Raw genomic sequence first — 12547 nt, 5'->3', positions numbered from 1 at the left:
ATTGTGTGAGAACTCAACCGCTTTTCGCTGCCATGGCGTTACTGGCCCTGGCCGGTTGCGCTGCCGACCCGGCGCCCCACGAGCAGATGCGCCTGTCCGAACAGGCGCTGGAGCAGGCCAAGGCCGTCGGTGCCACCGACGAAGTGGCCGAGCTGAAGCTGGCCGAAGACAAGCTTGCCCGCGCCCGCAGCAACATGGCCAGCGAGTCGTACCGTGATGCGCGGCTGCGCGCCGAGCAGGCCGAGCTTGATGCGCGGCTGGCCGAAGCCCGGGTGCTGACCATCAAGAGTCAGGAGCAGCTGTCGCTGCTGCAATCGCGGGTAAATCGTCTGCGCAAGCAGTTGGGGGAGCAACAGTGAGTTCGATCAAGCCCTTGGTGGCCGTGTTGTGTGCAGGTGTGCTGGGGTTGCAGGGCTGCGCCAGCGAGCGCAGCGAAACCGCCCTCGACCAGGCCGCCGCCAGTTTCCAGGCAGTGAAGGACGATTCCAATGTGCTGCGCAGTGCGCCGCGTGACGTGATCCGCGCCGGCGAGTCGCTGGCCCGTGCCGAGCGGTTGTCCAGCTACGTGGGCAGTGGTGCGGACGTGCGCCATTACGCCTACCTGAGTCAGCGCTACAGCGAGATTGCCCGCGAGCACAGCAACCTGGTGCTCAATCAGGAGCGCCTGGCCAAGCTCGAACTGGAGCGCCAGCGCCTGCAGCTGGCCCTGCGCGAAGCCAAGCTGGTCAGCGTGCAGCAGCAGGGCAAATGGCTGGAGGCGCAGATCGTCAGCCTGGCCACGACCCAGAGCGACCGCGGCCTGGTGATGACCCTGGGTGACGTGCTGTTCGATACCGGGCAGGCCGAATTGAAGAACTCCGCCAGCCGTACCGTGCTCAAGCTGGTGCAGTTTCTGCAGCTCAACCCCCGGCGCGTTGTGCGCATCGAGGGGTATACCGACAGCACCGGCACCCCCGAGGACAACCTGACGCTGTCGCGTGATCGTGCGCAGGCCGTGGCGGACATGCTGGTCGACCTGGGCGTCGACGAAAAACGCATCCAGGTCGAAGGCTATGGCGACCAGTACCCGATCGAGGCCAATGCCTCGGAGCGGGGCAGGGCGCAGAACCGTCGGGTGGAGATCGTGTTTTCCGACGAGAAAGGCCACCTGGGCGCGCCGCGCTGAGGTCGAGGTAAACAACAAACCGGTGATAGTCACCGGTTTTTTTATGCCGCAAAGCTTGAAAAAGCCGCTGTCACACAACTGTGTAGTCGACTATTCTGGCATCTGTGCCCGTACACTTATGCACTGTTCCGGTATTCTTCGCCGACTGTACAAGAACAATTAGATAGCCCGCGTTTCGAGATCCGTCCCATGACCAATCTGTTGCTCTACCAGCGCATCGCCCAGCAACTGGCGGAAGACATCCGCCGCGGCGTCTATCAGCCCGGTGAGCGCGTACCGTCGGTACGCAAGATGAGCTCGCAGCTCAATGTCAGCCATGCCACCGTGCTGCAGGCCTATGCCAACCTCGAGGACCAGGGGCTGATTCGCGCGCGGCCGCAATCGGGCTACTACGTCCACCAGACCCCGGCCCTGACTGCGCAGACCCCGGACATCGCGCGGGTCGAGCGTCCAGGGCTGGTCACGCGCAGCAGCATCATCCAGCAGGTACTGACCGAAGCCCGGCGTGATGGGGTGTTCCCGCTGGGGGCGGCGGTTCCGCATGTGGACTACCTGCCGGTGCGGGCGCTGCACCAGCAACTGGCCAAGGTCACGCGGTTCCAGAGCCCGCGCGCGTTCAGCTACATGTTCAGCCCGGGTTTCGAGCCGCTGCGCCGGCAGATCGCCATTCGCATGCGCGACGCCGGGGTGGTGGTCGACCCGTCCGAAGTGGTGGTGACCCACGGTTGCGTCGATGCGCTGCAGATGTCGTTGCGGGTGCTGACCCGGCCAGGCGACCTGATCGCCGCCGAGTCGCCCACCTATTACGGGCTGCTGCAACTGGCGGACCTGCTGGGGCTCAAGGTGATCGAGATCCCCAGCGACCCGGCCACCGGCATCAGCCTGGAGGCCCTGCAACTGGCGGCCAACCAGTGGTCGATCAAGGCGCTGGTGCTGACTGCGCGGTTGAGCAACCCGCTGGGCGGCACCATTCCCGAGGAGCGCCAGAAGCAGTTGCTGCGCCTGGCCTCGGATTTCAATATCCAGATCGTCGAGGACGATATCTACGGCGAGCTGATGTTCGAGCAAGGGCGCACCAAGGCACTCAAGGCCTTCGACCGGCTGGGGCGGGTGATCTATTGCTCGAGCTTTTCCAAGACCCTGTCGCCGGGGGTGCGTATCGGCTGGATGATCGCGGGCAACTATCAGCAGGAAATCCAGCGACTGCAGACCTTTACCACGCACTCGGCGTGCAGTGTGACGCAGATGGGGGTGGCGGCCTACCTTGAAAATGGTGGCTATGACCGCCATCTGCGCTACATTCGCCAGGAATATCGCAAGAACCTCAGTGCCTACCAGCTGGCGGTACAGCAGCACTTTCCGGAAGGCACCCAGATGAGCCGGCCTACCGGGGGCTTCATCCTGTGGGTCAGCCTGCCGGGGCGGGTCAACACCCAGGAGTTGCATGTACGTGCCTTGCAGCAGGGCATCAGCATCGCGCCCGGGCTGATCTTCAGTAACACGGAGCAGTTCAACCACTGCATTCGCCTCAACTGCGGCATTCCGTGGAATCGCGAGGCTGAGCGGGCGCTGCTGACATTGGGGATGCTGGCCCATCAGCTTTGCCAGGAAACCGCCTCGGGCGGATACCTCTAGATCGCGGGCTTGCCAGCGACTGCAGGAACAAGGAGCATGTGCGACTCATGAATACGTCTCGTTGCCTATGAAAGCGTTTAGCTGTGCTGCCGTGATGTTGTGTGCGCTGGGCCTGTGTGCAACGGGCCCGGCACTGGCTGTGCCCGGACCGGGGCCGATACTGCTGGCACAGGCGTCGGCTGCCCCGGCACCGGACCGGAAGCCTTCGACCCAGGCCCCGGTAAAAGCGAGTGCCAAGCCACAGGCCAAGCCCAAGGCGCAACCCAAGACCAAGGCTGGCGACCCCAGGAAGACGCCGGCCAAGGCGGTAAAGTCGGGCAAGCGCAAGGCCTCCGAGGTGATTGCCGCGCCCTTGCCCAAGGCGCGCCTGGATCTGAGCCTGCCCCCGGAGATGGTCAAGGACCTGCAGCCGAGCAGTCAGGAGGAAGTCCGTGTGCGACGTCCGCTGCTGCCGTCGTTGTTCGAAGAAAAGCCTGCCGCGGACAGCCCGTTCCAGCTCAATGGCCGCTTGATCAGCAACGAAATGCAATTGCAGTTGCGCAATGATGCCCGTCAGGACATCGAGGGTGCAGCCATCGATTTCGAGTTCAAGCAATAAACGCTGCTCGACCTGTCGGTCACATTCTGCGCGGCGATATTTCATCTGAGCGGTAATTTCAAACACCTGTTTTAGCGGTTACTATCCCCATTCACCCATCATTTGTTAGGCCGAGGTCCATGTCGTCATGAACTGCCGTGAAGGCTGTGGCGCTTGCTGCATTGCCCCTTCCATCAGCTCGCCCATTCCCGGCATGCCGCACGGCAAGCCGGCTGGCGAACGCTGTGTGCAACTGTCCGAGCACAACCTCTGCAGCCTGTTCGGCCAGCCTGAACGGCCGGCGGTGTGCTCGGGCTTCCAGGCGGAGGTGGACACCTGCGGCAATGATCGCGACGAGGCGATCAGGATCATCGGTTGGCTGGAGCAAGTGACGGCGGCTTGAGTGAGTGGAACTTCGCAAACAAGGAAAACAACACGATGGGTTCGATGAAGCGGGTAGCGGTGATTTGTGGTCTGAGTGCGATGTTCATGTCGGTGGCGCAGGCTGAAGACTGGAAGGTTGCCAAGGAAGGGGATGGCATCAAGGTATCGCTGAGCGAAGTGAGTGGTTCGAACTACAAGGCCTATCAGGGCGTGACGACCATCAAGGCGCCGCTGGCCAAGGTCCGGGCGCTGCAGGAAGACGTGGCCGGGGCCTGTGCCTGGATTCACGAGTGCAAGAGCCAGAAGCTGCTCAAGCACGAGGGTGACCAGAGCTGGACCTACACCCAGTTCAATACGCCGTGGCCGGTCACCCCGCGCGATTCGATCATCCATGTAACCACCAGCGAAGGTGCCGACGGCAGCCTGACCCGCAAGCTGGAGGGTGTGCCCAAGTACCTGCCGGAAGAAAAAGGCTATGTGCGGGTGGCTGAAGTGCAGGGTTTCTGGAAGCTGGTGCCCAAGGGTGACACTACCGAGGTGACATACCAGGTGCACACCGAGCCAGGCGGCAGTGTGCCAGCGATGGTGGCGAACAAGTTCGTGGTGGATGCGCCGTTCAATACGCTCAAGGCGTTGAAGGAGCGGGCGGAGAAACCGTAACAGTTTGATGGTTGGCTGGAATATGTCTCAACTGTAGGGGCCGCCAAGGCTTGCTCCTCCTGCATGAAGCGTTACGCAACAAAAAAGGCTGCCCGAGGGCAGCCTTTCTTGTTGTTGCAGGCGAGCCGTTTGGCTTACTTGCGGTCTTCCAGTTTGACGATGTCACGCGACTCGTAGCCGGTGTACAGCTGGCGCGGACGGCCAATCTTGTACGGGCTGGAGAGCATTTCCTTCCAGTGCGAGATCCAGCCGACGGTCCGCGCCAGGGCGAAGATCACGGTGAACATGCTGGTAGGGATGCCGATCGCCTTGAGGATGATCCCCGAGTAGAAGTCGACGTTCGGGTACAGCGAGCGCTCGATGAAGTACGGATCGGTCAGGGCGATCTCTTCCAGGCGCATGGCCAGTTCCAGCTGCGGATCGTTGGTGATGCCCAGCTCGCGCAGCACTTCGTCGCAGGTCTGCTTCATCACGGTGGCGCGCGGGTCGCGGTTCTTGTAGACGCGGTGACCGAAGCCCATCAGCTTGAACGGGTCGTTCTTGTCCTTGGCCTTGGCGATGAAGGTGTCGATGTTCGAGACATCGCCAATTTCGTCGAGCATGGTCAGCACGGCTTCGTTGGCGCCGCCGTGGGCAGGGCCCCACAGTGCAGCGATGCCGGCAGCGATACAGGCGAACGGATTGGCGCCCGAGGAGCCTGCCAGGCGTACGGTGGAGGTCGACGCATTCTGTTCGTGGTCGGCGTGGAGGATGAAGATCCGGTCCATTGCCTTGGCCAGTACCGGGCTGATCGGTTTGATCTCGCACGGGGTGTTGAACATCATGTGCAGGAAGTTTTCGGCGTAGGTCAGGTCGTTGCGCGGGTACATCATGGGCTGGCCCATGGAGTACTTGTAGACCATCGCGGCCAGGGTCGGCATCTTGGCGACCAGGCGCACTGCCGAGATTTCCCGGTGCTGCGGGTTATTGATGTCCAGCGAGTCGTGATAGAACGCCGACAGGGCGCCAACCACGCCGCACATGACGGCCATCGGGTGGGCGTCGCGGCGGAAGCCGTTGAAGAACGACTTCAACTGCTCGTGCACCATGGTGTGATTTTTGACGGTGCTGACGAACTGAGCCTTCTGCTCGGCATTCGGCAGTTCGCCGTTGAGCAGCAGGTAGCAGGTTTCCAGGTAGTCGGATTGCTCGGCGAGCTGTTCGATCGGGTAGCCGCGATGCAGCAGGATGCCCTTGTCGCCGTCAATGTAGGTGATCTTGGACTCGCACGATGCGGTCGCCATGAAACCAGGGTCGAAAGTGAAGTGACCCGTGGCCCCCAACCCTCTAACGTCGATAACATCGGGACCAACGGTGCCGGTTAAAATGGGCAGCTCGACGGGGGCTGCGCCCTCGATGACCAACTGCGCTTTTTTGTCAGCCATGTGGCCTCCTATTAATGCTTGAAATCATCAGACAGACCCCCCACGCAGGGCCCGCACCACTATAGTGAGATAAATTCGAATGTCAATTTGCCTAAAGCACGGTTGTAAAGGGCTTTGGGCGCTGTTTTTCCGCGAAATTGCGGCCCGTTTACGCCTTTTGTTCGCCAAAGGCAATGCGCTATTTGGGCTAGGGCTTCACGTTGTCATTAGTAGCCTAACTGTCTATACTCGGCACCCGACCGCCAGGGGCTTTAAAGCCCGCTTTTCTGGGGTCGTCACTCCCTGGGTGGTGGGTACCTGACCAGTACACTTACCAACAACTTTGCCCTGCTTGCTAGGGGCTCTTCAGTGTGAAAAAAGCCGTGAAAAGCCAACGACCTGTAAACCTAGACCTAAGGACCATCAAACTCCCCATTACCGGCGTTACGTCATTTCTTCACCGTGTTTCCGGCATCATCCTCTTTCTGGGCCTGGGCATCATGCTGTACGCATTGAGCCAATCCCTGAGTTCCGAGGAAGGTTTTGCCGAGGTGAAGGCATGCCTGACCAGTCCGCTGGCCAAATTCGTGGCGTGGGGCCTTCTGTCCGCCTTGCTGTATCACCTGGTTGCCGGTGTGCGCCATCTGATTATGGACATGGGCATCGGTGAGACGCTGGAAGGCGGCAAACTGGGCTCGAAAATCGTTATCGCCATTTCCGTGGTGGTGATCGTTCTGGCGGGAGTTTGGATATGGTAACTAATGTCACGAACCTGTCGCGTTCGGGCCTCTATGACTGGATGGCGCAGCGCGTTTCTGCGGTCGTTCTCGCGGCTTACTTCATTTTTCTGATCGGCTACCTGGTGGCGCACCCTGGCATCGACTATGCCCAGTGGCACGCCCTGTTCTCCCATAACGCGATGCGGATCTTCAGTCTGCTGGCCCTCGTTGCCCTGGGCGCTCACGCCTGGGTCGGCATGTGGACCATTGCCACCGACTACCTGACGCCGATGGCGCTGGGCAAGTCGGCGACTGCAGTTCGTTTCCTGTTCCAGGCGGTATGTGGTGTCGCGATGTTCGCGTACTTCGTCTGGGGTGTGCAGATTCTCTGGGGTATCTGATTCATGGCTAACATTCCAACGATTTCCTTCGACGCCATCATCATTGGTGGTGGCGGTGCCGGCATGCGCGCTGCGCTGCAGCTGGCTCAAGGCGGCCACAAGACCGCCGTGATCACCAAGGTGTTCCCGACCCGTTCGCACACCGTATCGGCCCAGGGTGGCATCACCTGCGCCATCGCTTCGGCCGACCCGAACGATGACTGGCGCTGGCACATGTACGATACCGTCAAGGGTTCCGACTACATCGGTGACCAGGACGCTATCGAATACATGTGTCAGGAAGGCCCGGCTGCGGTGTTCGAGCTGGACCACATGGGTCTGCCGTTCTCGCGTACCGAAACCGGCCGTATCTACCAGCGTCCGTTCGGTGGCCAGTCCAAGGACTACGGTAAAGGTGGCCAGGCCGCCCGTACCTGCGCCGCTTCCGACCGTACCGGTCACGCGCTGCTGCACACCCTCTATCAGGGCAACCTGAAAGCCGGCACCACCTTCCTCAACGAGTGGTACGCGGTTGACCTGGTCAAGAACCAGGACGGCGCCTTCGTCGGCGTGATCGCGATCTGCATCGAAACCGGCGAGACCGTCTACATTCGCGCCAAGGCCACCGTACTGGCCACCGGCGGTGCAGGGCGTATCTACGCCTCCACCACCAACGCCCTGATCAATACCGGCGACGGTATCGGCATGGCCCTGCGTGCCGGCGTGCCGGTGCAGGACATCGAGATGTGGCAGTTCCACCCGACCGGCATCGCCGGCGCAGGTGTACTGGTTACCGAAGGCTGCCGTGGTGAAGGTGGTTACCTGATCAACAAGCACGGCGAGCGTTTCATGGAGCGCTACGCGCCAAACGCCAAGGACCTCGCCGGTCGCGACGTTGTGGCCCGCTCCATGGTCAAAGAGATCATCGCCGGCAACGGCTGTGGCCCGAACGGCGACCACGTGATGCTCAAGCTCGACCACCTGGGCGAGGAAGTGCTGCACAGCCGCCTGCCAGGCATCTGCGAGCTGTCCAAGACCTTCGCGCACGTCGATCCGGTCGTTGCGCCCGTACCCGTCGTTCCAACCTGCCACTACATGATGGGCGGCGTTGCCACCAACATTCATGGCCAGGCGATCTCGCAGAACGCCGACGGCGAAGACACCATCATCGAAGGGCTGTTCGCGGTCGGTGAAGTGGCTTGCGTATCGGTTCACGGCGCCAACCGCCTGGGCGGCAACTCGCTGCTCGACCTGGTGGTGTTCGGCCGTGCGGCCGGCCTGCACCTGGAAAAGGCCCTGAGCGACGGTATCGAATACCGCGACGCCAGCGACACCGACGTGGAAGTCGCGCTGAACCGTCTGAACAAGCTCAACGAGCGTACCGACGGCGAAGACGTGGCAACCCTGCGTCGCGAGCTGCAAAGCTGCATGCAGAACTACTTCGGCGTGTTCCGCACCGGCGAATACATGCAGAAGGGTATCGAACAGCTGGCTGGCCTGCGCGAGCGTATCGCCAACGTCAAGATCAACGACAAGTCCCAGGCCTTCAACACCGCGCGTATCGAAGCGCTGGAGCTGCAGAACCTGCTGGAAGTCGCTGAAGCCACTGCAATCGCTGCTGAAGTGCGCAAAGAGTCCCGCGGTGCCCACGCCCGTGAAGACTTCGAAGACCGTGACGACGAAAACTGGCTGTGCCACACCCTGTACTTCCCGGGTGAAAAGCGGGTTGCCAAGCGTGCAGTCAACTTCTCGCCGAAAACCGTTCCGACGTTCGAGCCTAAAGTCCGGACTTACTAAGGGTGGCCACTATGTTGAAAGTCGAAGTTTATCGCTACAACCCCGACACCGACTCGGCACCTAAGACCCAGGTGTTCGAAGTCGATACCGGCGGCAAGGACCTGATGGTTCTGGATGTGCTGGCACTGATCAAGGAACAGGACGAAGGTTTCTCCTATCGTCGTTCGTGCCGCGAAGGCGTGTGCGGTTCCGATGGCATGAACATCAACGGCAAGAACGGCCTGGCCTGCATCACCCCGCTGTCGGCGGTGGTGAAGAAGAACAAGCTGGTCGTGCGTCCGCTGCCCGGCCTGCCGGTCATCCGTGACCTGGTCGTTGATATGAGCATCTTCTACAAGCAGTACGAGAAGGTGAAGCCGTTCCTGCAGAACGATACCCCGGCGCCGGCGATCGAACGCCTGCAGTCCCCGGAAGAACGCGAGAAGCTGGACGGTCTGTACGAGTGCATCCTGTGCGCTTGCTGCTCGACTTCCTGCCCGTCGTTCTGGTGGAACCCGGACAAGTTCCTGGGCCCGGCCGCTCTGCTTCAAGCTTATCGCTTCCTGGCCGATAGCCGTGACACCAAGACCCAGGAGCGCCTGGCGTCCCTGGATGACCCGTTCAGCGTATTCCGCTGCCGCGGGATCATGAACTGCGTAAACGTTTGCCCCAAAGGTCTGAACCCGACCAAGGCAATCGGCCACGTACGTAACATGCTGCTGCAAAGCGGCACCTGATTCAAAAGTGTTGTACCCGTAGCACACCGAAGTGCGGGCCCTTGCCCGCACCGAGGTGCAACTTGAGCAAAGGCCAAAAGCCCGAGCTTTTACCTATGAAGATATGAGACCAGCAGGGGCGTCCGGGCTGGTACCCGGTAAATCTGCGGAACTCTCGGTGGCTTGGTTCAGTCGCTGCATACGGACTCAACTCAGCTTGCTGTGGTTCTTGCCGATCGAGGCCCCTAACCGAGGGTGACCAAGCATGCAAGAAAGCGTGATGCAGCGCATGTGGAACAGCGCCCACCTTTCAGGTGGTAACGCTGCCTATGTGGAAGAGCTCTACGAGCTCTACCTGCACGACCCTAACGCTGTGCCAGAAGAGTGGCGCACTTACTTTCAGAAGTTGCCCGCCGAAGGCAGCACTGCCACCGATGTATCGCACTCGACGATCCGCGACCATTTCGTACTGCTGGCAAAGAACCAGCGCCGCGCCCAACCGGTTTCCGCCGGTAGCGTGAGCAGTGAACACGAGAAGAAGCAGGTTGAAGTGCTGCGACTGATCCAGGCCTACCGTATGCGCGGCCACCAAGCCGCGAAGCTCGACCCCCTGGGGTTGTGGCAGCGCCCTGCGCCAGTAGACCTGTCGATCAATCATTACGGCTTGACCAATGCCGATCTTGATACGACCTTCCGTGCCGGCGACCTGTTCATCGGCAAAGAGGAAGCGAGCCTACGCGAAATCTTCGAGGCGTTGCAGCAGACATATTGCCGCACCATCGGCGCCGAGTTCACCCACATCGTCGACTCCGAGCAGCGCAGCTGGTTCCAGCAGCGTCTGGAGAGCGTGCGTGGGCGTCCTGAATTTTCCGCAGACATCCAGAGCCACCTGCTCGAGCGCGTTACCGCGGCAGAAGGCCTGGAGAAATACCTGGGTACCAAATACCCGGGCACCAAACGTTTCGGCCTGGAAGGCGGCGAAAGCCTGATTCCGATGCTGGACGAGCTGATCCAGCGCTCCGGTTCCTACGGTACCAAGGAAGTCGTGATCGGCATGGCCCACCGTGGTCGCCTGAACGTACTGGTCAACACCTTCGGCAAGAACCCGCGCGAGCTGTTCGACGAGTTCGAAGGCAAGAAGAAGGTCGAGCTGGGTTCCGGTGACGTGAAGTATCACCAGGGCTTCTCGTCCAACGTGATGACCGCCGGCGGTGAAGTTCACCTGGCCATGGCGTTCAACCCTTCGCACCTGGAAATCGTCTCGCCAGTGGTGGAAGGTTCGGTGCGTGCCCGTCAGGACCGCCGCAACGACAGCGTTGGCGACAAGGTACTGCCGATCTCGATCCACGGCGACGCGGCCTTCGCTGGCCAGGGCGTGGTCATGGAAACCTTCCAGATGTCGCAGACCCGCGGTTTCAAGACCGGCGGCACCGTGCACATCGTGATCAACAACCAGGTTGGTTTCACCATCAGCAACCCGCTGGACTCGCGTTCCACCGAGTACTGCACCGACGTCGCCAAGATGATCCAGGCGCCGATCCTGCACGTCAACGGCGACGATCCGGAAGCGGTGCTGTTCGTGACCCAGCTGGCGGTCGACTACCGCATGCAGTTCAAGCGTGACGTGGTCATCGACCTGGTCTGCTACCGTCGTCGCGGCCACAACGAGGCCGACGAGCCGAACGGCACCCAGCCGCTGATGTACCAGCAGATTAGCAAGCAGCGCACCACCCGTGAGCTGTACGCCGATGCGCTGACCCAGGCCGGTCGTCTGGATGCCGAGCGCGTCCAGGCCAAGGTCGACGAGTACCGCAATGCGCTGGACAACGGCCTGCATGTTGTGAAAAGCCTGGTCAAGGAGCCGAACAAGGAGCTGTTCGTCGACTGGCGTCCATACCTGGGCCACGCCTGGACCGCGCGTCACGACACCCGCTTCGACCTCAAGACCCTGCAGGAGCTCTCGGCCAAGTTGCTGGAGCTGCCGGAAGGCTTCGTGGTTCAGCGCCAGGTCTCGAAGATCTACGAAGATCGCCAGAAGATGCAGGCCGGTGGCTTGCCGATCAACTGGGGTTACGCCGAAACCATGGCGTACGCCACCCTGGCCTTCGAAGGTCACCCGATCCGCATGACGGGTCAGGATATCGGTCGCGGCACCTTCTCTCACCGCCATGCGGTGTTGCACAACCAGAAGGACGCCAGCACCTATATCCCGCTGCAGAACCTGTTCCCGGGCCAGCCACGTTTCGACCTGTACGATTCGTTCCTGTCCGAAGAGGCGGTACTGGCGTTCGAATACGGCTACTCGACCACCCAGCCCAATGCGCTGGTGATCTGGGAAGCCCAGTTCGGCGACTTCGCCAACGGTGCCCAGGTGGTTGTCGACCAGTTCATCACCAGCGGCGAGCACAAGTGGGGCCGTCTGTGCGGTCTGACCATGCTGCTGCCACACGGTTATGAAGGGCAGGGGCCTGAGCACTCCTCGGCGCGTCTGGAGCGTTACCTGCAACTGTGTGCCGAGCACAACGTTCAGGTCTGCGTACCGACCACGCCGGCTCAGATCTACCACCTGCTGCGTCGTCAGGTCATCCGTCCGCTGCGCAAGCCGCTGATCGTGCTGACACCCAAGTCGCTGCTGCGCCACAAGCTGGCCATCTCGACCCTGGAAGAACTGGCCGAAGGCTCGTTCCAGACCGTCATTCCGGAAATCGACAGCCTCGATCCGGCCAAGGTGACGCGCCTGGTGTTGTGCAGCGGCAAGGTCTACTACGATCTGCTGGAAAAACGCCGTGCCGAAGGCCGTGAAGACATCGCTATCGTGCGTATCGAGCAACTGTATCCGTTCCCTGAAGACGATCTGGTTGAAATCCTTGCGCCTTACACCGGTCTGAAGGACGTGGTGTGGTGTCAGGAAGAGCCGATGAACCAGGGCGCGTGGTACAGCAGCCAGCACCACATGCGTCGCATCCTGAGCCGTCACAACAAGGACCTGGTCCTTGAGTACGCCGGTCGTGACGCCTCGGCAGCACCTGCCTGTGGTTACGCTTCGATGCACGCCGAACAGCAGGAAAAACTGCTGCAAGCTGCCTTCACCGTTTAATGCCATCGCGCACCAGAAACCGAATTTAAGGAACC

Annotated in this window: 12 protein-coding genes; 11 read left to right on the top strand and 1 reads right to left on the bottom strand. The window is 61.2% G+C overall.

Going from position 1 to position 12547, the window contains the following annotated elements:
• Positions 1–5 precede the first annotated feature (5 nt).
• From V9K84_RS12950 to V9K84_RS12925, 6 genes are all read left to right on the top strand, one after another.
• Positions 6–359, top strand: a complete 354-nt coding sequence (locus V9K84_RS12950; protein ID WP_088515659.1) for a DUF4398 domain-containing protein — start codon at positions 6–8, stop codon at positions 357–359.
• Positions 356–1165: an OmpA family protein gene (locus tag V9K84_RS12945; protein WP_043863147.1), complete on the top strand. Its 810-nt coding sequence runs from the start codon at positions 356–358 to the stop codon at positions 1163–1165. The genes V9K84_RS12950 and V9K84_RS12945 overlap by 4 nt, the downstream gene beginning before the upstream one ends.
• A gap of 189 nt (positions 1166–1354) precedes the next feature.
• On the top strand, positions 1355–2800 hold the full coding sequence (locus tag V9K84_RS12940) for a PLP-dependent aminotransferase family protein (RefSeq protein WP_043863146.1): 1446 nt from the start codon (positions 1355–1357) through the stop codon (positions 2798–2800).
• Between the two features lie 67 nt (positions 2801–2867).
• Positions 2868–3398: a translation initiation factor 2 gene (locus V9K84_RS12935; protein WP_178075079.1), complete on the top strand. Its 531-nt coding sequence runs from the start codon at positions 2868–2870 to the stop codon at positions 3396–3398.
• Between the two features lie 127 nt (positions 3399–3525).
• Positions 3526–3780, top strand: coding sequence for a YkgJ family cysteine cluster protein (locus tag V9K84_RS12930; RefSeq protein WP_043863144.1), 255 nt, complete (start codon positions 3526–3528; stop codon positions 3778–3780).
• A gap of 35 nt (positions 3781–3815) precedes the next feature.
• Complete coding sequence (locus V9K84_RS12925; protein WP_043863143.1) at positions 3816–4421, top strand: START domain-containing protein; 606 nt, start codon at positions 3816–3818, stop codon at positions 4419–4421.
• A gap of 134 nt (positions 4422–4555) precedes the next feature.
• Here the strand turns inward: V9K84_RS12925 and gltA are convergent, their stop codons facing one another.
• Complete coding sequence (gltA, locus tag V9K84_RS12920) at positions 4556–5845, bottom strand: citrate synthase (RefSeq protein ID WP_043863142.1); 1290 nt, start codon at positions 5843–5845, stop codon at positions 4556–4558.
• Positions 5846–6195: 350 nt separating this feature from the next.
• Here gltA and sdhC point away from each other — a divergent pair, with 350 nt between their 5' ends.
• From sdhC to V9K84_RS12895, 5 genes are all read left to right on the top strand, one after another.
• Positions 6196–6582 carry a succinate dehydrogenase, cytochrome b556 subunit gene (gene sdhC / locus V9K84_RS12915; RefSeq protein ID WP_088515660.1) on the top strand — a complete coding sequence of 129 codons (387 nt, stop codon included), beginning with the start codon at positions 6196–6198 and terminating at the stop codon, positions 6580–6582.
• Positions 6576–6944 (top strand): succinate dehydrogenase, hydrophobic membrane anchor protein, encoded by a 369-nt coding sequence (gene sdhD / locus V9K84_RS12910; protein WP_043863140.1) that lies wholly within the window; start codon positions 6576–6578, stop codon positions 6942–6944. The genes sdhC and sdhD overlap by 7 nt, the downstream gene beginning before the upstream one ends.
• A gap of 3 nt (positions 6945–6947) precedes the next feature.
• Complete coding sequence (gene sdhA, locus V9K84_RS12905) at positions 6948–8720, top strand: succinate dehydrogenase flavoprotein subunit (RefSeq protein ID WP_043863139.1); 1773 nt, start codon at positions 6948–6950, stop codon at positions 8718–8720.
• 11 nt (positions 8721–8731) lie between these two features.
• Complete coding sequence (locus V9K84_RS12900; RefSeq protein ID WP_043863138.1) at positions 8732–9436, top strand: succinate dehydrogenase iron-sulfur subunit; 705 nt, start codon at positions 8732–8734, stop codon at positions 9434–9436.
• Between the two features lie 244 nt (positions 9437–9680).
• Positions 9681–12512 carry a 2-oxoglutarate dehydrogenase E1 component gene (locus V9K84_RS12895; protein WP_043863137.1) on the top strand — a complete coding sequence of 944 codons (2832 nt, stop codon included), beginning with the start codon at positions 9681–9683 and terminating at the stop codon, positions 12510–12512.
• The last annotated feature ends 35 nt before the right edge of the window (positions 12513–12547 follow it).

Origin of the sequence: Pseudomonas sp. AE27 (genome assembly GCF_037113495.1) — a bacterium.
Classification (GTDB): Bacteria; Pseudomonadota; Gammaproteobacteria; order Pseudomonadales; family Pseudomonadaceae; genus Aquipseudomonas; species Aquipseudomonas palmensis.
This window is presented reverse-complemented; position numbering and strand designations above follow the sequence as displayed.